The organism is Kitasatospora sp. NA04385, assembly GCF_013364235.1.
Lineage (GTDB): Bacteria > Actinomycetota > Actinomycetes > Streptomycetales > Streptomycetaceae > Kitasatospora.
Genome location: NZ_CP054919.1, coordinates 4,170,124 through 4,187,528, shown reverse-complemented (window position 1 = coordinate 4,187,528; position 17,405 = coordinate 4,170,124). Strand labels below are relative to the sequence as shown.

Here is a 17,405-nt window from a genome sequence, read left to right as displayed (position 1 = left end):
CTGCGGTCTTGGTAGGAACAGGGCGATCCTGTAGGCAGAAGGCAGGCACTTCACTAGGCAGTTCAGCGCCTTGCAGCGCCCCCAGAGACAGGTCCCAGATGGCCAACGACGTGCTACGAAGGCTTCGGCTCAGGCGGGAGTGGACGCAGAGCGACGTGGCAAAGCGGGTGAACGCCCGAATTCAGGCGGAGACCCATCGGGAATCGGCGATTGACGCCAACGTGATCAGCCGCCTAGAACGTGGCGTAATCAGCTGGCCCGACGAACACGTCCGTGCTGCACTGCGCGGCGTGTTCGGTGTGGCGACGAACGCGGAGCTGGGCCTGTTCTCGAAGCGGACCCGGCGCGACCGGGAGGAGGTGAGCGAGTCGAAGCGCCGCGATTTCCTGGCCGTCTCCTTGGCCTCGATCCTTCCCGACGTCATGCCGTCCCCGTCTTCCCTGGGGATGAAGGACATCGACGACATCGCCGAACGGACCTTCGCACTTGAGGAGTGGGACCGGCGAAGCGGTGGCCTGGCCACCCGCCACCTCGCCTTCGCCGAACTGCGGAACACCGTCGACCTCACCAAGTCCTCGATGGGGCCCCGCGTCCGGGACCGGCTGTGCGGCCAGATCGCCAACCTCGCCGATCTCGCCGCGTGGTCGGCGTTCGACGCGGGACAGAGCTCGTCGGCGCGGAGCACGTTCGGGCTCGGCATCAAGGCAGCCCAGGAAGCCGGCGACGACGGACTCCTGTGCCACGTCGCGACCGGCCTCGCCCGTCAGGAGATCGCCGAACGCAAGCCGGTGGACGCCGTCGCCCTGGCCGACATGGCAATGGGTGACGTGCCGCTGTCCGCGCTCGCGATGATCGCCGCGGTGAAGGCCCAGGCGTACGCCGTCCAGGGTGACGAGGCCGAGGTGATGCGGCAGATCAGCCTTGCCGAATCGATCTACAGCCGCGTCACCGATCTACGCAGCGAACCGCGTTGGATGTGGTACTTCACCGAGCACAAACTGCACGGGGAGACCGGCCACGCCCTCTACCTGCTTGCGACGGTCAAGGGACGGCCGGTCTCCGACCTCGTCTCCCGCCTCCGTCGCGCTGTGGACTCCCAGACCTCCAACCGGGCCCGTTCCAAGGCGATCGACACCGCCCAACTGGCCACGGTGCTCTACCGCCAAGGCGCACGCGAAGAAGCCGAGCACTACGCCCGCACCGCCACCGACCTTTCCACCGTGGTCCGCTCCGCACGACTGGACGCCGCACTGGCCGAGATGAGGAGAGCCCAACCGTGACCATCGAAGACGTGATCAAGGAAGCCGCCGCCCGTGGCGTCACCGGCCTGCCCTAGCCTTCCCGGCTGACGCACGTCCGGGTCTGGCCCGGCGCGTCGCAGTGGGTCGGCGAGGTCGGCGAGCCGCCCCACAACGAGACCGTGGGCGAGGGCATGTTCGACACCAAGGACGAGGCTCAGGAGGCCGCGTTGCAGTCCGTCACCGACAGCCGGGCTCTCCTGCTCGCGCTGCTGCCCACCGATCTCGCGGCAACGGCCACGGAGTGGCCCGCCCCGATCGTGAGCACCTGGAACGCCTGAGAACGACCAGGGCGGCCGCACCGGGAACACCGGTTCCCCGTGTGGCCGCCCGTGTGGTTCCGCTGTCAGTCGGCCAGCGGGAGGTACACCCGGCTACCGTGCTCCGCGAACTCCTCGGACTTGGCCTGCATGCCCGCCAGGGCCTCGGCGTCGTACTCGGTGTTCACAGCCTTGTCGCCGTACAGCTCTGTGATGCTTTTGCTGATCTTCATCGAGCAGAACTTCGGGCCGCACATGGAGCAGAAGTGCGCGGTCTTGGCGGGTTCCGCGGGGAGCGTCTCGTCGTGGAAGGCGCGGGCGGTCTCCGGGTCGAGGGCCAGGTTGAACTGGTCCTCCCAGCGGAACTCGAAGCGGGCGTCGGAGAGGGCGTCGTCCCAGGCCTGGGCGCCGGGGTGGCCCTTGGCGAGGTCGGCGGCGTGGGCGGCGATCTTGTAGGTGATGACGCCGGTCTTGACGTCGTCGCGGTCGGGCAGCCCGAGGTGCTCCTTGGGCGTGACGTAGCAGAGCATCGCGGTGCCCCACCAGGCGATCATCGCGGCGCCGATGCCGGAGGTGATGTGGTCGTAGCCGGGCGCGACGTCGGTGGTCAGCGGGCCGAGGGTGTAGAACGGGGCCTCGTCGCAGATCTCCTTCTGCAGGTCCATGTTCTCGCGGATCTTGTGCATCGGGACGTGCCCGGGGCCCTCGATCATCACCTGGACGTCCTTGGCCCGGGCGATCCGGCCGAGCTCGCCGAGGGTGGTGAGTTCGGCGAACTGGGCCTCGTCGTTGGCGTCGGCGATCGAGCCGGGGCGCAGGCCGTCGCCGAGCGAGAAGGTGACGTCGTAGGCGCGCAGCAGGTCGCAGAGTTCCTCGAAGTGCGTGTAGAGGAAGTTCTCCTGATGGTGTGCCAGGCACCAGGCGGCCATGATGGAGCCGCCGCGCGAGACGATGCCGGTCTTGCGGCGGGCGGTCAGCGGGACGTACCGCAGCAGGACGCCGGCGTGCACGGTCATGTAGTCGACGCCCTGCTCGCACTGCTCGACCACGGTGTCCCGGTAGACCTCCCAGCTGAGGTCCTCGGCCCGGCCGTCGACCTTCTCCAGCGCCTGGTAGAGCGGGACGGTGCCGATCGGGACGGGGGAGTTGCGCAGGATCCACTCGCGGGTGGTGTGGATGTTGCGGCCGGTGGAGAGGTCCATGACGGTGTCGGCGCCCCAGCGGGTGGCCCAGGTCATCTTCTCCACCTCCTCCTCGATCGAGGAGGTGACCGCGGAGTTGCCGATGTTGGCGTTGATCTTCACCAGGAAGTCGGTGCCGATGATCGCCGGTTCGACCTCGGGGTGGTTCACGTTGACCGGGATGACGGCCCGTCCGCGCGCCACCTGCTCGCGCACGAACTCCGGCTCCAGGCCCTCCCGCAGCGCGACGAACTCCATCTCCGGGGTGATCAGCCCGCGCTTGGCGTAGCCGAGCTGGGTGACGGCGGCGCCGTCGCGGGCCCGCAGCGGGCGGCGCGGGCGGCCGGGGAAGACGGCGTCCAGGTTGCGCAGGTCGCCGCCACGCGGGGCGGTGTGCCTGATGCCGTCGTCCTCGGGGCGGGCCGCGCGGCCCTCGTACTCCTCGACGTCCCCGCGCCGGCGGATCCAGGGGTCGCGCAGCGCGGGCAGGCCGCGCCGGACGTCGGCGGTGTGGGACGGGTCGGTGTACGGCCCGGAGGTGTCGTACAGCGGGACGGTGCGCCCGTCGGTGAGGTGCACCTCGCGGTAGGGGACCCGCAGGTCGGGGCTGCTCCCCTGGCGGTACGCCTTGCGCCAGGCCGGGGTCGGGTACCCGGCGGCCGGCTGGTGGGCAGAGGTGTGCTCGGTGAATGCGGTCATGCGACCTTCAACTCCCTACGCCGGCATTACCCGGTCAGGTTCCTGCGGTCGACGCAGCGGTTGGTACGCGGGCCGCGTACCGTCAGCGCCCTCTCAGCCCGGTGCTCCGAGCTCCCGTTCCGCGCAGGGGCGTTCGCCGCCTGCGTTCGCCGTTCACCGTAGGGCACCGGGCACGGATGGTCCAGCACGCCTCCGACCGGCCGCTGTTCACCGCGCCGACGGGCGGGGGACAATCCCCGGGTGATCGGACTGGTGGGACGGGTGACGGGGCGGATCGGCGCGGGCCTGGTCGGCGAGGTGATGGTGCACGTCCCCCAACGCCAGGGCAGCGAGGCGTTCCTGGCGTACCGGGCGGTGCCGGGCGAGCCGCTGGAGCCCGGCACCATGGTGGTCGTGGTCGATTACCAGCCACCGCGCACGGTGTACGTCGAGCCCTACTGACGGCGCCTCACCAAGGCCGGGCAAAACCCGCGCAACGGTTTCGAGACAGTGGGCGCTCCCGTCGGCGCGACCCCTTCCCCCGCGATCACGGCAGGCGGAGAATGCGGCTGCCACCGGGTTCCGCGCCCACAACTGCACCACCCAGCGCAGCCACGGACCGGTGTGCCACGAAGGGGGAGATCGCGATGCTGATCGGCATCGTCGGAGCCGTTGTCGCAGGGCTGCTGGTCGTGGTCCTGCTGTTCAAGATGATGTGGCGGGTCGCCGAGCCGAACGAGGCGCTGGTGATCTCGGGTTCCAAGCACGGCGAGGGCCTCGGCTTCCGCGTGGTCACCGGACGGGGCACCTTCGTGCTGCCCGGCGTCCAGGTGGTCCGGCGGCTGTCGCTGGACCTCAACGAGGCCGCGCTGGACGTCGAGTGCGTGACCTCGCAGGGCATTCCGGTGCACGTCAAGGGCGTGGTCATCTTCAAGGTCGGCGACGACCCGGTGTCCATCGCCAACGCCGCCCGCCGCTTCCTGGACCAGCAGAAGATGATGGGCCAGCGGGTGCACAACGTGTTCGCCGGCCACCTGCGCTCCATCGTCGGCGGGCTGACCGTCGAGGACATGATCCGCGACCGCGAGCGGCTCACCGGGGAGACCCGCTCCGCCTCGGGCATCGAGATGGAGAAGCTCGGCCTGATCATCGACTCGCTGCAGATCCAGGAGATCCTGGACCCGACCGGGTACATCACCAACCTGGCCGCGCCGCACGCCGCCGCCGTCCAGCGCGACGCCCGGATCGCGGCCGCCGAGGCCGACCGCCGGGCCACCGAGGCCGAGCAGGAGGCGTTCGCCCGCAAGGCCGAGGCGACGCGCAACTCCGGTATCCAGCAGGCCGGTTACCAGGCCGAGATGGACACCGCCGCGGCCCGCGCGCTCCAGGCCGGGCCGCTCGCCCAGGCCGCCGCCCGGCAGGAGGTCGTGGTCCAGGAGACCAAGGTCGCCGAGCTGGAGGCACACCGCAAGGAGCAGCAGCTGCAGGCCGACGTCCGCAAGCCGGCCGACGCCCGCGCGTACGAGACCCGCACCAAGGCCGAGGCCGACCGCGACGCCCGGATCTCCGCCGCCGAGGCGCTCTCCCGGGAGACCGACCTGAAGACCGCCGCCGAGGCCAACCGGGTCAAGGTCGCCGCGGCCGCCGAGGCCGAGGCCACCAAGGCCCGCGGCCTGGCCGCCGCCGAGGCCACCCGCGCCACCGGTGAGGCCCAGGCCGCCGCCGAGGCCGCGAAGGGCCTGGCCGAGGCGGAGGCCGCCCGCGCCAAGGGCCTCGCCGCGGCGGAGGCCACCCGGGCCCAGGGCCTGGCCGAGGCCGAGGGCATCAAGGCCCGCGCCGCGGCCCTCGCCGAGAACCAGGAGGCGGTCGTCGCCCAGCAGCTCGCCGAGAACTGGCCCGCCATCGTCCGGGCCGGCGCGGACGCCTTCGGCAACGTCGAGCACATGGTGCTGCTGAACGGCGCCGAGGGCATGTCCGAGATGTTCGCCAAGGCGCTCACCATGGGCGGCACCGGCCTCGGGCTGGCCCGCCAGCTGCTCAACTCGATGACCCCGGCCGCCCCCGCCGAGGCCCCGGCCGAACCGGCCCCGGCCACCCAGGTCATCCCGGTCCAGGTCGACACCGGCAACTGACCACCGGCCGGCCGGGCCGGTACGACGGCACCGCCGCCGTACCGGCCCGGCCGGCTCCGCATCCCCGACCCCGGCTGAGTACCCGTACTCACGCCCCGGCCGCCGCCCCGGGAGAGCATCGGAGCATGGACCCGCTGCCCCGCGTCGGAATCACCGCCGTCGGCTCCCACCTCCCCGGACAGGCCGTCACCTCACGGCAGTTGCAGGACGAAGTGGCCGCCGGCGCCCGCCTCCCGCTGCCCGACGGCATGTTCGAGAAGGCCACCGGCATCCGCACCCGCCGCTTCGCCGGGCCCGACGAGCACCCCTCCACGCTCGCCCTCGCCGCCGCCCGGAAGGCCCTCACCCGCCGCCGCCTGGACCCCGGCGACCTCGACCTGCTGCTGTTCGCCTCCGCCTCCCGGGACGTCTGCGAACCCGCCACCGCCCACCTGATACAGGCCGAACTCGGCTCCCACGCCCATGCGTTGGACGTCGCCAACGCCTGCAACAGCTTCCTCAACGGCATCGACACCGCCCGCGCGATGATCCTGGCCGGCCGCGCCGCCCGCGCCCTGGTCGTCACCGGCGAGACCCCCAGCCGGGCCATGCGCCGCGACCCCTCCGGCCTCGCCGAACTCCGCGCCGGCTTCGCCGGCTACACCTTCGGCGACGGCGCCGCCGCCGTCCTGCTGGAACGCGTCGACCGCGGCGGCATCCTCGACGTCGAGACCCAGACCGCCTCCGAGCACTGGGAGGTCGGCGGCATACCCGGCGGCGGCTCGCGCCACCCGCGCGGCGACGAGTGGAGTTACTTCCGCGGCGGCGGGAAGGAGTTGCGCGGCGTCTTCGAACGGATCGGCGCCGACATCCTCACCCGCGTCGCCGCCCGCACCGGCCTCGGCTGGGACGCCTACGCCCGCGTCCTGGTCCACCAGGTCACCCTGCCGTACCTGGAGCGCTTCGTGGAGCTCACCGGCGTCCCCGCCGACCGGCTGGTGGTCACCGTCCCCGAGCTCGGCAACCTGGCCTCCGCCACCATCGGCGTCCAACTCGACCTCGTCATGGACGAGTTGGACACCGGCGACCGCGTCCTGATGGTCGGTCTGGGCGGCGGCGTCAGCCTGATGACGATGGTCTGGGAGAAGTCATGACCGCACACCGGACGACCGAGCTCTGGGTGATCGTCCCCGCCTACCAGGAGGCCGCCCGGATCGACGGCGCCCTGCACGCCCTCGCCGCCCAGCACGACCGCGACTTCACCCTGCTGGTCGTCGACAACGGCTCCACCGACACCACCGGCGCGCAGGTCCTCGCCTTCGCCCGCACCGCGCCCTTCCCCGTCCACCTGCTCACCGAACCCGAGAAGGGCGTCGGCTGCGCCGTCGACACCGGCTTCCGGCACGCCATCGCCCGCGGCGCGACGCTACTGGCCCGCACCGACGCCGACTGCCTGCCCGAACCCGGCTGGACCGGCGCCGCCCGCGCCGCGATGCTGGCCTGCGGCGGGCTGGTCTGCGGACGCGTCACCGCCCGCCGCGACGAGCACGGCCCCGTCGGCCGCACCGTCTTCCGCGTCCTGGTCGCCCTCGGCGCCTTCTTCGGCCGCGTCCGCCCCGCCCACCGGCGCCGGCACGGCTACCTCACGCCCTACCGCATGCACGCCGGCAACAACATGGCCATCACCGCCGCGCTCTACCTCGCCACCGACGGCATGCCCCGCCGCCCCTCCCCCACCGACCGCGCCTTCATCAACCACATCCGCCGCCGCACCACCGCGATCGTCCACCGCCCCGACATGGTCGTCCAGAACTCCACCCGCCGCATCCGCGCCTACGGCCTGCGCGGCACCGCCCGCTGGTACCTCGAACGCGGCGCCGGCCACCGCGACGTCGACATCCGGTAGGGGAGAACGCGCCACCGGCGGCTCGGGGAACGGCGGGCCCGTGGCTGCCGACGGTTCACCGCCGTTGCCCGCATCGGCTCCGGGTGCTGTCACCACGGCCCGCAGCAGCACGGCCCCGCCGTTCCCCGAGCCCCCGAGTACCTGTTCACGGAAAGGATCCCCCGTGCTCGACCAGCTCGCCCGCACCCTGCGCGAAGGCGCCTCGCGGCCGGCCCTCCTCGGCGCCACCCGCCGCGGCGCCCCCCGCGTCCTCGCCCGCTGCGGCGAACTCGCCGACCTCGCCGAGCGCCACGCCGCCGCGCTGCACCACGTCCACGGCCTGCGGGCGGGGGACACCCTGGGGGTGGCGGTGCGTCCGGGCCCGCGGGCCCTCGCGGTGCTGCTGGCGGCGCACCGGCTGGGCCTGCGCAGCGCCGTGTTCGACCCGGGCGCCGGGCCGGAGGTGCTGCGGGCGCGGCTGGCGCTGGCCCCGCCCGCGCTGATCCTGGCCGATGCCGCCGCGCAGGCCGTCTCCGGGTGGGCCGCCCCGCTGGCCCGCCGCGCCGGGCTGGAGCTGCCGCCGCTGGCGGCCCTCGCCCCGGTGGCCACCGTCGGCCCCCGCCACCCCTGGTGCGCCCGCCCGCTGGCCGGGCACCCGGGGCCCGCCCCCGCCCCGTACGAGGGCGACGGGGACGCGGTGGTCGTGTTCACCTCCGGCACCACGTCCGCGCCGCGCGCGGTGGTGCACTCGCGGGCCTCGCTGGCCGCCGGGATGCGGGCGGTCGACGCGCTGGTGCGCCCCCGGCCGGGCCGGACGGTGCTGGGCGGGACGACGTTCGTGCTGGTCCCGGCGCTGGCCGCGGGCGCGGTCGTCGCCCTGCCGGCCCGCCGCACCGCCGTGCTCCAGCGCCAGATCGACCGGCTCGCCCCGGACGAGACCTACCTGACGCCGCCCCGGCTGCGGCCGCTGACCAGGCTCACCGGCCGGGTCTGGACCGGCTCCGCGCCCGCCGACGCGGCGCTGCTGCGCCGGGCGAAGCAGGCGGGCGCCCGGGAGGCCTGGGGGGTGTACGCGCTGACCGAGCTGTTCCCGGCCGCGGCCGTCGAGGAGCGCGACAAGAGCGCCCACGACGGCCCGGGCGACCTGCTCGGCCACCCGCTGCCCGGCGTCCGCACCCGGCTCGGCGCGGACGGCGAACTGCTGCTCGCCGCCCCGTCCGCCCGCGACCGCTACCTGGGCGAGGACCCGGACCCGTGGGTGCGCACCGGCGACCGGGCCCGCCTCGACCCGGACGGGCGGATCGTGCTGGCCGGCCGGCTCAAGGACATGGTGCTGCGCCGCGCCGAGAACATCTACCCGGGCCTGTACGAGCCCTCCCTGCACCTGCCGGACGTCGAACTCGCCGTCCTGGTGGGCGTCCCCGCGCCGGACGGCGACGAGCGGCTGGTCGCCCTGGTGCAGCCCCGCCCCGGCGCCGACCACCACCGCCTGCGCGCCGCCCTGCGCGCCCCGCTCGCCCGGATGGGCACCGCCCGCCCCGACGCCCTGCTGCTCGGCCCCGTCCCGCTCACCGGCCGCTCCCGCAAGCCCGACCGCCCGGCGGCCGCCCGCTACTGCGCCCACCGCCTCGCCACCCCGCCCGCCCGGAGCCCCCGTTGACGCCCGCGCGGCGCGCCGACCGCGCGGTCTACCTGCGCAGCCACCCGCTGCTGTTCGCCCTGCTCGCCGCGACCAGGCACCGGCCGGTGCTCCGGCTCGGCCGCACCGTGCTGGTCCACCACCCGGACGCCTACCGCGAGGTGCTCACCCGCGTCCCGCTCGACCGGACGGCCGCGCGCACCACCGGCGGCACCGCCGCCCGGCTCACCGGCGGCAGCCTGCTCTTCGACCAGCAGGGCGCCGAACACCGCACCGCCCGAAGCGAGTTGGCGAGCCTGCTGGGCCCCTCGGGGGTGGCCGCGCTGCACCCGCTCTGGCAGCGGGTCCTCGACCGGCGGCTGACCGGCCTCGACGCGCCCGTCGACCTCGTCCCCGTCGTCCGCGAGCTGGCCGGGGCCACCGCCGCCGCGCTCACCGGCAGCGACGCCGACCCGGTCCGGCTGGCCCGCGCCGCCGAGCGGGCCGCGGCCACCACCGCCCGCGCGCACCTGCCGTCCCTGCTCCCCGCCCGGGCGGGCGCGCCGCGCCCGCGAGGCCGCCGAGGAGCTGGGCCGGCTGCTGCCCGACCCGCGCGACGCGATGCTCGCCGTGGCCGCGGTCAACACCACCCTCGCCGCGCTGCCCCGCGCCGTCGCCTGGTGCGCCCGCGACCGGCTCTGGGACCGCGCCCACCGGGACGCCCCGGCCCTCGCCGCGGAGCTGCTCCGCCGCACCGCCGCGTCCCCGGTCCTGCCGCGCGCGGCCGCCGCCGACGCGACCGTGCTCGGCCACCGGATCCGCCGCGGCGACCGCCTGCTGCTGGTCGCCCGCCACGCCGCGCAGGCGCACCGCGACACCCCCGCCCACCCGCACGCCACCCGGGCCCCGTTCGGCCTCGGCCCCCACAGCTGCCCCGGCGCCGCCCTCGCCCGGGCCCAACTCGCCCTGCTGCTCACCACCCTGGCCCCGCACCACCCCCGCGTCCTGCGCACCGCCCCCCACCCCACCAGCGCCCTCCCCTCCTACCGCAGCTGCGTCCTCCAGAAGTAACCGCCAGGGGCTCGGCCCCTCAACCCCGTTCGCGGAAAGGACCCGCGTTGACCACCCTCGCGCTGACCGGCGCCACCGGCTTCTGCGGCTCGCACCTCGCCGCCCTCGCCGTCTCCCGCGGCCACCGCGTCCTGGCCCTCGGCCGCCGCCCGCCCCGGCACGGGACGCACGTGCCGTGGGACGCCGTCGGCGGCCCCGTCCCGCCCGAACTGCGCGCGGCGGACGTGGTGGTGCACTGCGCGGCGGCCGTCGGCGACCACCCGCCGGGCTCGCCCGCCGAGCGCACCCAGTACGAGGTCAACGTCGGGGCGACCCGGCGCCTGCTGGAGGCCGCCGCCGGGACGCCCTTCGTGTTCGTGAGCAGCGCGAGCGTCTACGACCCGCGCCCGGACCGGTCGTTCGTCCCGGAGGAGCACCCCACCGCCGGCGGCCACCTGAACGCGTACGGCCGGACGAAGGCGCTCGCGGACGCCCTCGCGCTGGCCGCGGGCGCCGTGGTGCTGCGCCCGCGCGCGGTGTACGGGCCGGGCGACCCGCACCTGGTGCCGCGGCTGCTGGCCGCCGTCCGGGGCGGGGTGCTGCCGCTGCCGGGCCGGGACGTGGAACTGAGCCTGACCGCGGTGGAGAACCTCGCCGAGGCGTGCCTGCTGGCGGCGGGCTGGCCGCCGGGCGCGTACAACGTCGCCGACCGCGCCCCGTACGGCCGGGACGCCGCGCTGCGGGCGGTGCTCGCCGCGCACCGGCGCCGGGCCCGGCTGCTGCACGTGCCGCCCCGGCTGGCGGCGCTCGCGGTGGGGCGGCGCCCGCACCTCACCGCGTACGCGCTGGACCAGCTCGCGCACCGGGTGGTGCTGGACACCCGGAAGTCCCGGTCCCGGGGCTTCACCCCGGGCCGGGACCTCGACGACTACCTGGCGGGCCCGGCCCGCGGCGGGCGCTAGTTCCTGGCGGCCTTCTTGAGCAGGATCACCACGACCGCGGCGATCGCGACCAGGACCAGCACGTTGATCGCGAAGGCGACGATGCCGGCCACCACGCCCACGATGGCCCAGAAGATCTTCCAGGCGATCACCAGCAGCAGGATCGGCACGACGATGTTGCGCACCCACGAGGGCAGCGACTTCCAGAACCCGGCCATGTCCGTACCTTCTCCCCTCGGGGTCGGTGCCGGTGTTTCCGGCTGCGTTCCCGCTCCCTCGATCTCGACACTTCGATCGTAGGCGGGAGCGGGAGCCGAAATCGAGGGGGTCCGGCCCGGAGAGAACCCGGAGATCCTTCCCTGACCCGAGGGCCGCTGCGGCCTCGGGGAGAACCCTCAGACCGGCCAGGCCTCGCAGTGCCAGGCGGCGTCCCAGAACATCCACTCGTAGCGCGAGGTGGTGGTGAAGTGCTCGACCACGCGCCGCCGTTCGGCCGCGGACAGCTCCTCGCCGATCCGGTCGGTGAGCTCCAGGACGCGGCGCACCACGCCCTGGAAGCCCTCGTCGCCGTACGCGGCGATCCACTTGGCGTACAGCGGCTCGGGGGAGGAGCGGCGGGCCAGCTCCTCGCCGACCCGGGCGTAGATCCAGTAGCAGGGCAGCACGGCGCCGAGCGCCTCGGCGAAGGAGCCGCCGTAGGCGGTGGCCAGCAGGTAGGAGGTGTAGGCGCGGGTGGTGGGCAGCACGGTCCCGTCGCCCTCGGCGGGGCCGCCGAGCGCGGCCATGAACTCGCCGTGCATATCCTGCTCGGCGGCGATCGCGCCGACCGCGTCGTTGCAGAAGGCCAGCACCTCGTCCTCGCCGGGGGCCTTGGCGGCGCAGACGGCCAGCGCCCGGGCGTAGTCGCGCAGGTAGTGGGAGTCCTGGACGACGAAGTGCCGGAACGCGGCGCGCGGGAGGGTGCCGTCGGCAAGGCCGAGCAGGAAGGGGTGGTCGAGGATCCGGCGGTAGGTCGGCTCGGCGGCCGCCCACAGTTCGTCGGTGAGCTTCACGGGTTCGTCCTCCTGCGCGGGCGCGGCTTCGGCACGGTCAGTCCTCCGGCGGGGAGAAGACCACGAGCACCCGCAGTTCCTCGGTGATGTGGTGGAAGCGGTGCTCCGTCCCGGCGGGGACGAACACCACGCTGCCGCGCCCGACCGCGGCGGTCTCCCGGCCCACGGTCAGCTCGGCCCGGCCGCTGACCACCAGGTAGATCTCGTCCTGGGCGTGCGGGGTCTGCGGGTCGGCGTCGCCGGGGGAGAGCGCGTACAGGCCGGCGGACATCGTCGGCTGCTTCAGGAAGCGCAGGTACGCGCCGTCGCCCGCGGCGCGCTCGGCGTCGAGTTCGTCCAGCCGGAACAGCTTCATCGGGGCTCGGCTCCTCTCCCGGTCCGGCCCCATTCAACAACACCGACCCGGAGAGCTTCCGCCCACCCGTCCGGGCCTGCCACCATCCGCTGCATGAAGAATTTCGTGATCAAAACGCTCATCAACGCGGCGGCGATCTGGGTCGCCGCCTGGATCGTCACCGGGATCACGCTCACGGACGACGATTCGGACTGGCAGCACCAGACGCTCACCGTGATCGGGGTCGCCCTGGTCTTCGGCCTGATCAACTTCCTGATCAAGCCGGTGGTGAAGCTGTTCTCGCTGCCGCTGTTCATCCTCACGCTGGGCCTGGTCACCTTCGTGATCAACGCCCTGATGCTGTGGCTGACCTCCTGGGCCTCGGACAAGCTGAACCTGGACTTCCACGTGGAGGGCTTCTGGTCGGCGCTGCTCGGCGCGCTGATCATCAGCGTGGTGTCCTGGGGCCTCAACCTCGCGTTCGGTGACGACTGACCGGTCGGCGGACGGTCGCGGAGACCCGCCCTGAGGGACCCCGTCCGACGACCGGTCAGTCGCGCGGGCCGACCCCGGAACGCACCCGGGGTCAGCCCGCGTTCTCGTGCCCGGTGGTGGAGAGGATCGAGGCGAGCTCCTCGTCCAGCTCCCCGCCGGACAGCTCCTGGCCCATCGGCACCAGCCGGTCGGTCCGGGCCAGGAAGGCGAGCAGCGGCGGTGCGGCCGCGCGCATCAGTGCGTCCCCCTGGGGGGAGCGCAGCACGATGCAGACCTCGTCGAGGTCGTCGCCGACGGGGTGGATGTGCACGTCGCCCTCGCCGGTGGGGCGGCTGATCCCGTCGACCAGGAGTTCGCGGGCGAAGACCCAGGTGACGGGCTCGTCACCGGGCAGGTGGAAGGTGGAGCGGACGGCGAACGGGTCGTCGCCGTCGTAGTCCAGGTCGACCACGATGCGGAAGGACAGCTCGCTCGACACCACGAGGTGCATCGCCATCCGGGCTTGGACCGTGCTGTGCATGCGCCAGTACCTCTCGTTCTGCCCGCCCGGTGCGCCGAGGGTCGAGCGGTGGGCGGGCACGTCGGTTCGATCTCGTTCGCTGTGCTGGAACGGCACCCCGGTGGGGGCTGGCCCGTCAGGTCGTGCGGGTACCTGCGGACGGGTGGCTGCATCGATGGGGGCTTTGTCCCCTGATTCCCCGTTCGAACCTCATCGTCCACGTTTGCCGCCGATGCGGACAAGGTTCGCTTTTTCAAATGGTGAACGAACACCACACGGAATCACCGCACGGCCCCTGGCCCGACCACCTCCCCGCACCCCGTGAGCACCGGGGCCTTCCCGGAGGCCGCGACCGCCGGGGCCGCCGTGACCGACGGGGCCGCCGCGACCGCCGGAACCGCCGGGAAGACCGGGAACATCGCCCCGACCAGCGAGCGCAGCCGGGCCGCGACGGGGCCGAGCCGCTCGCCCTGCTCCAGCGGGAGCGAGACGGCCACGGTGGCGACCACCGAGCCGACGGTGATCGGCACCGCCGCGCAGACCGTGCCGAGCGCGTACTCCTGGCGCTCCAGCACCGGCATGGTCGGCCGGACCCGCTCCAGCCGGCGCAGCACCGCCCGGACGCCGTCCGAGGTGGACGGGGTGAGGGCGGTCGGGCGGTAGCGGGAGAGGTGGTCGAGCCGCTCCTCGGTGCCGAGTTGGGAGAGCAGGCAGAGTCCGATGGCGTGCGCGTGCGCGGTGGCGCGGAAGTCGGCCCACTCCTCGACCCGGGGCTGCCCGGCGCCGGCGGCCACGTCGACCACCCGGACCTCGCCGTCCTCGTAGACCGCGTAGTAGACGGCGGCGCCGAGTTCGTCGCGCAGGTCCGCCATCCGGTGGTGCAGGTCGGTGCGGTCGGACTGCCGCTCACTGGCGTGGCCGATCCGGTCGGCCGCCGCGCCGTAGTGGAACCGGCCGTCCTCGCGCCGCAGGTAGCCCTCGTGGGTGAGGGTGCGCAGCAGGTGGTAGGTGGTGCCGAGGGGGAGCCCGGCGGAGCGGGCGAGCTGCTTGGCGGTGGCGCCGTGGGCGTGCGAGCCGACCGCCTCCAGCAGGCGCAGGGCGCGCTGCACCGAGGTGATCAGGGTGGGCGCCCGCGGCGCGCGTATGCCGCTGTCCGCGGCCGAGGCCGTCCCCGGCCCTGCGGGCTCCCCGATCCGGTGCATGCTCATCCCCATCCCCCGGACGTTGGCTGGCGTTCGGAGGAGGCTGCTCCGAATCCGTCCGGCAGGCGGACATTTGAGCACAGGCCGGGCATCCCTGCAATGACAATGATGTACACATCGGGCAATTCACCTTCAATGCGAAGGATGCGCCCCAATCGGGGTGGCAGGTTACCAGGCGTCAGCTCGCACGCCGGAGCGAATCGAAGATCCACAGCGGATGTGCCCATCGCCGCCGCCCGACACCCCCGGGCATGCCGGTGCACCCGGACGGCGGAACGGGTACCTCCGATTCGTCCCCGTGTGCGAGTTTCGCGCCCGCCGCCGCGCGGCAGAATCCCGCACAACGCTCGTGCCCCGGAGGTAACAGCCATGTCGGGCCCGGTCCGTCCCGTCGTCAAGCGCACCGCCCGCGCGATCCTGCTGGAGTTCGATCCGGCCGCCCCGCACGCGCCCGCCTCCCTGGTGCTGATCCGCCGGGTCCGCCCCGGCTCCCCGCACCCGTACTGGATCACCCCCGGCGGCGGCGTCGAGCCCACCGACCCGACGGTGGTCGCCGCCCTGCACCGCGAGGTGGACGAGGAGTTGGGCGGCAAGGTCACCGACGTGGTGCCCGCCTTCGTCGACACCGTGGCGCACTCGCACCACGAGGACGGCACCCCGGCGCACCCGCACGGCGTCAAGGTGCAGCACTTCTTCGCCTGCCGGCTCGCCGGGATGGACGAGAGCCGCCGACACGGCCCCGAGGTCGAGCAGCCCAACGGCGAGTACGCCGTCGTCCGCGTCCCGTTCACCCGCGAGGGCGTCACCTCGGTCAACGTCGTCCCTCCCAGCCTCCGTGCCTACCTCGCCGCCAACATCGAGGGCGTCCGCGCCCTGCTCGCGCCCGACCTGGGCTGACCGGCCGCCGGGGTCAGCCCCGCCCCTCCTCCCGCGCCGCCAGGTCGTGCCGGACGCTCCCGTCCGGCACCCCGCAGCGCCGCAGCACCCCCGCCGCGGCCCGGACCATCGCCTCCGGGCCGCTCAGGTACGCCGCGAAGCCGTGCCAGGGCGCGTACCGGGCGGCCGCCTCCGGCAGGTCCCCCAGCAGCGCCCCGGCCGGCGCGCCGGACGGCTCCGACACCACCGGACGGACCGTCAGCCAGGAGTGGCGCGACGCCAGTTCGCGCAGCTCCTCCAGCCGGTACAGCTCCGCGGCCCGCCGCGCCCCGTAGAACACCTCCACCCGGCGCCCGGCCGCGCCCCGCTCGACGACCTCCTCGACCAGCGCGGCGACCGGCCCGATCCCGGTGCCGCCGCCCAGGCACAGCAGGTCCTGCCCGGCCGCGTGGTCCACCGTCATCGCGCCCTCCGCACCGCCGAGGCGCAGCACGTCGCCCGGCCGCGCCCGGTGCACCAGCGCGTTGCTCACCCAGCCCGCCTGCACCGCCTTCACGTGCAGCGTCAGCAGCCCGTCCGGCCGCGGCGCCGAGGCGAACGAGTACGGCCGCCACACCCGGGGCCACCACGGCGTCTCCACCGCCGCCCACTGCCCGGCCCGGAACGGGTACGGCTGGTCGGGGCGGAGCGTCAGCACCGCGACGTCCCGGGTGGCCTGCCGGTGCTCCACCACCTCGGCCTGCCACCACGGCGGGGCCGAGCGGGCCTCCTCCTCCGCGCCCTCCACCATCAGCCGGGACACCAGCGCCAGCAGCCGGCGCCAGGCCGCCTCGGTGCGCTCGTCCCAGCCGCTGCCGCCGAACCTGGCCAGCGCCGCCACCAGGCAGTCCGCCACCGAGGCGTAGTGCCGGGTCAGCGCCCCGTACTTGCGGTGCCGACGCCCCAACGGCCCCAGGTAGGCCCGCAGTTCCGCCGGATCACCGGCCCGGGCCGCGCACAGCCGCAGCGCCTGGAACAGCCGGGTGCGCTGCTCGTCCATCGCGGCCGGGAACATCGCCCGCAGCTCCGGGTGGCGCAGGAACATCAGCGCGTGGAAGTGCGCCATCGCCCGGTCCGCGTCCGGCGCCACCGCGGCCAGGCAGGCCCGGGCCAGCACCAGGTCCTCGGCGCTCGGCGGCTCGGCGGCGGGTCCGGCCGCGCCCACCGGCTCCAGCGCGGGCGGCGGCTCGGCGGCCGCCGGAACCCCCCAGGCCCTGGCCCAACGGTCGTCCGGGCCGACCCAGTTCAGCGCCGGGGCCTGCCGGAACAGCGGCTCGAACGGCACCGGCGCGGACGCCGCCGCCACCGGCTCGAACGGCACCGGTGCGGACGTCCCGGACACCGGCTCGAACGGCACCGGCGCGGACACGACGGGCACCGCCGGGGGCACCGCGGGCGCCCAGGTCGGCTTCGCCGGGACGGCCGGCACCGGGGTCAGCCCCAGTGGCACCGGCGGCACCGGCGGGCCGGCGGGGCGGCGGGGCCGGTTCCGGCCCGGCGGAGGGCTGCTCCGCCGGGCCGGACGGCTCCCGCTGCTCCACGGCGGTCGGAGGTTCGTCCGCGGGCTCGGCCGGGGCGGACGGGGTGGCGGGAGCGGCTTCGGCACCGGGCAGCACGGGGCCGGCCGCGGTGCCCCGGCCGACCCCTGCCTTCGGCGGCCTGCTCTCCAGGACGAGCTGACGAGTGCTCAAGGAAATCGTTTCGCTTCCGGTCGACCAGTGTGCTGACGCCCCAGCACACTGGCACCGACCGAACAGTTCATCCGAAGAATCCGGCGAACCCCGGACACCCGGGCCGTCCACCCGCTACCCTCGCCCGCCGGACCGGCCGCACCCGCACCGCACCCGGCCCGGAGCCCGCACCGGCGAGGACCCGGAGGCCGCCCG

At 74.5% G+C, this 17,405-nt stretch carries 19 protein-coding genes and 1 riboswitch; of the genes, 11 read left to right on the top strand and 8 right to left on the bottom strand.

From position 1 onward, the window contains the following. The first annotated feature begins 98 nt into the window (after positions 1-98). Complete coding sequence (locus HUT16_RS18740) at positions 99-1,280, top strand: hypothetical protein (RefSeq protein WP_176189292.1); 1,182 nt, start codon at positions 99-101, stop codon at positions 1,278-1,280. A 152-nt stretch (positions 1,281-1,432) separates the two neighbouring features. After that, entirely contained in the window at positions 1,433-1,579 is a 147-nt protein-coding gene (locus HUT16_RS18735) for a hypothetical protein (protein WP_176189291.1), read from the top strand. A 65-nt stretch (positions 1,580-1,644) separates the two neighbouring features. Here HUT16_RS18735 and thiC read toward each other — a convergent pair whose 3' ends face one another. After that, on the bottom strand, positions 1,645-3,438 hold the full coding sequence (gene thiC, locus HUT16_RS18730; RefSeq protein WP_176189290.1) for a phosphomethylpyrimidine synthase ThiC: 1,794 nt from the start codon (positions 3,436-3,438) through the stop codon (positions 1,645-1,647). Further along, positions 3,434-3,566: riboswitch (TPP riboswitch) on the bottom strand. It overlaps the preceding gene by 5 nt. Positions 3,567-3,678: 112 nt before the next feature. Between thiC and HUT16_RS18725 the strand changes: the two genes are divergently transcribed. From HUT16_RS18725 to HUT16_RS18705, 5 genes are all read left to right on the top strand, one after another. Beyond that, the gene (locus HUT16_RS18725; RefSeq protein ID WP_176189289.1) at positions 3,679-3,879 is read left to right on the top strand and encodes a hypothetical protein; all 201 of its coding nucleotides are present in this window, start codon (positions 3,679-3,681) and stop codon (positions 3,877-3,879) included. A gap of 185 nt (positions 3,880-4,064) precedes the next feature. Continuing rightward, positions 4,065-5,549, top strand: a complete 1,485-nt coding sequence (locus tag HUT16_RS18720) for a flotillin family protein (RefSeq protein ID WP_176189288.1) — start codon at positions 4,065-4,067, stop codon at positions 5,547-5,549. Between the two features lie 125 nt (positions 5,550-5,674). After that, positions 5,675-6,682 (top strand): 3-oxoacyl-ACP synthase III family protein, encoded by a 1,008-nt coding sequence (locus HUT16_RS18715; RefSeq protein ID WP_176189287.1) that lies wholly within the window; start codon positions 5,675-5,677, stop codon positions 6,680-6,682. After that, positions 6,679-7,434 carry a glycosyltransferase family A protein gene (locus HUT16_RS18710; RefSeq protein ID WP_176189286.1) on the top strand — a complete coding sequence of 252 codons (756 nt, stop codon included), beginning with the start codon at positions 6,679-6,681 and terminating at the stop codon, positions 7,432-7,434. Before HUT16_RS18715 ends, HUT16_RS18710 begins: the two co-directional genes overlap by 4 nt. A gap of 163 nt (positions 7,435-7,597) precedes the next feature. Next, entirely contained in the window at positions 7,598-9,073 is a 1,476-nt protein-coding gene (locus HUT16_RS18705) for a class I adenylate-forming enzyme family protein (RefSeq protein WP_176189285.1), read from the top strand. Here HUT16_RS18705 and HUT16_RS18700 read toward each other — a convergent pair. Beyond that, positions 9,025-9,675, bottom strand: a complete 651-nt coding sequence (locus HUT16_RS18700) for a hypothetical protein (RefSeq protein ID WP_176189284.1) — start codon at positions 9,673-9,675, stop codon at positions 9,025-9,027. The genes HUT16_RS18705 and HUT16_RS18700 overlap by 49 nt on opposite strands. Between HUT16_RS18700 and HUT16_RS18695 the strand changes: the two genes are divergently transcribed. Then, on the top strand, positions 9,662-10,102 hold the full coding sequence (locus HUT16_RS18695) for a cytochrome P450 (protein ID WP_176189283.1): 441 nt from the start codon (positions 9,662-9,664) through the stop codon (positions 10,100-10,102). The two genes, HUT16_RS18700 and HUT16_RS18695, sit on opposite strands and share 14 nt — an antisense overlap. A gap of 47 nt (positions 10,103-10,149) precedes the next feature. Beyond that, positions 10,150-11,043 (top strand): NAD(P)-dependent oxidoreductase, encoded by an 894-nt coding sequence (locus HUT16_RS18690; RefSeq protein WP_176189282.1) that lies wholly within the window; start codon positions 10,150-10,152, stop codon positions 11,041-11,043. Here the strand turns inward: HUT16_RS18690 and HUT16_RS18685 are convergent. The 3 genes from HUT16_RS18685 to HUT16_RS18675 form a co-directional block, all read right to left on the bottom strand. Next, entirely contained in the window at positions 11,040-11,240 is a 201-nt protein-coding gene (locus HUT16_RS18685) for a hypothetical protein (RefSeq protein ID WP_176189281.1), read from the bottom strand. The genes HUT16_RS18690 and HUT16_RS18685 overlap by 4 nt on opposite strands. 177 nt (positions 11,241-11,417) lie before the next feature. Continuing rightward, positions 11,418-12,074 (bottom strand): thiaminase II, encoded by a 657-nt coding sequence (gene tenA / locus HUT16_RS18680; RefSeq protein ID WP_176189280.1) that lies wholly within the window; start codon positions 12,072-12,074, stop codon positions 11,418-11,420. A 37-nt stretch (positions 12,075-12,111) separates the two neighbouring features. Beyond that, the gene (locus tag HUT16_RS18675) at positions 12,112-12,429 is read right to left on the bottom strand and encodes a cupin domain-containing protein (RefSeq protein ID WP_176189279.1); all 318 of its coding nucleotides are present in this window, start codon (positions 12,427-12,429) and stop codon (positions 12,112-12,114) included. Positions 12,430-12,522: 93 nt separating this feature from the next. On the opposite strand from HUT16_RS18675, the gene HUT16_RS18670 reads away from it, so the two are divergent. Further along, positions 12,523-12,903 carry a phage holin family protein gene (locus tag HUT16_RS18670; protein WP_176189278.1) on the top strand — a complete coding sequence of 127 codons (381 nt, stop codon included), beginning with the start codon at positions 12,523-12,525 and terminating at the stop codon, positions 12,901-12,903. Positions 12,904-12,994: 91 nt separating this feature from the next. Here the strand turns inward: HUT16_RS18670 and HUT16_RS18665 are convergent, their stop codons facing one another. Together HUT16_RS18665 and HUT16_RS18660 are read right to left on the bottom strand one after the other, a co-directional pair. Then, positions 12,995-13,423, bottom strand: coding sequence for an SsgA family sporulation/cell division regulator (locus tag HUT16_RS18665; RefSeq protein ID WP_176189277.1), 429 nt, complete (start codon positions 13,421-13,423; stop codon positions 12,995-12,997). Positions 13,424-13,683: 260 nt separating this feature from the next. After that, positions 13,684-14,616, bottom strand: coding sequence for an IclR family transcriptional regulator (locus HUT16_RS18660; protein WP_368662695.1), 933 nt, complete (start codon positions 14,614-14,616; stop codon positions 13,684-13,686). A 357-nt stretch (positions 14,617-14,973) separates the two neighbouring features. Here HUT16_RS18660 and HUT16_RS18655 point away from each other — a divergent pair, with 357 nt between their 5' ends. Beyond that, entirely contained in the window at positions 14,974-15,501 is a 528-nt protein-coding gene (locus HUT16_RS18655) for an NUDIX domain-containing protein (RefSeq protein WP_176189276.1), read from the top strand. 13 nt (positions 15,502-15,514) lie between these two features. Here HUT16_RS18655 and HUT16_RS18650 read toward each other — a convergent pair whose 3' ends face one another. Then, the gene (locus HUT16_RS18650; protein WP_176189275.1) at positions 15,515-16,969 is read right to left on the bottom strand and encodes a globin domain-containing protein; all 1,455 of its coding nucleotides are present in this window, start codon (positions 16,967-16,969) and stop codon (positions 15,515-15,517) included. Positions 16,970-17,405: the final 436 nt, after the last annotated feature.

Coding starts and splice junctions, on each gene's coding strand:
- HUT16_RS18740 (WP_176189292.1), top strand. CDS start 99: ATGGCCAACGACGTGCTACGAAGGCTTCGGCTCAGGCGGGAGTGGACG.
- HUT16_RS18735 (WP_176189291.1), top strand. CDS start 1,433: ATGTTCGACACCAAGGACGAGGCTCAGGAGGCCGCGTTGCAGTCCGTC.
- thiC (WP_176189290.1), bottom strand. CDS start 3,438: ATGACCGCATTCACCGAGCACACCTCTGCCCACCAGCCGGCCGCCGGG.
- HUT16_RS18720 (WP_176189288.1), top strand. CDS start 4,065: ATGCTGATCGGCATCGTCGGAGCCGTTGTCGCAGGGCTGCTGGTCGTG.
- HUT16_RS18715 (WP_176189287.1), top strand. CDS start 5,675: ATGGACCCGCTGCCCCGCGTCGGAATCACCGCCGTCGGCTCCCACCTC.
- HUT16_RS18710 (WP_176189286.1), top strand. CDS start 6,679: ATGACCGCACACCGGACGACCGAGCTCTGGGTGATCGTCCCCGCCTAC.
- HUT16_RS18685 (WP_176189281.1), bottom strand. CDS start 11,240: ATGGCCGGGTTCTGGAAGTCGCTGCCCTCGTGGGTGCGCAACATCGTC.
- HUT16_RS18675 (WP_176189279.1), bottom strand. CDS start 12,429: ATGAAGCTGTTCCGGCTGGACGAACTCGACGCCGAGCGCGCCGCGGGC.
- HUT16_RS18670 (WP_176189278.1), top strand. CDS start 12,523: ATGAAGAATTTCGTGATCAAAACGCTCATCAACGCGGCGGCGATCTGG.
- HUT16_RS18665 (WP_176189277.1), bottom strand. CDS start 13,423: ATGCACAGCACGGTCCAAGCCCGGATGGCGATGCACCTCGTGGTGTCG.
- HUT16_RS18660 (WP_368662695.1), bottom strand. CDS start 14,616: ATGGGGATGAGCATGCACCGGATCGGGGAGCCCGCAGGGCCGGGGACG.
- HUT16_RS18655 (WP_176189276.1), top strand. CDS start 14,974: ATGTCGGGCCCGGTCCGTCCCGTCGTCAAGCGCACCGCCCGCGCGATC.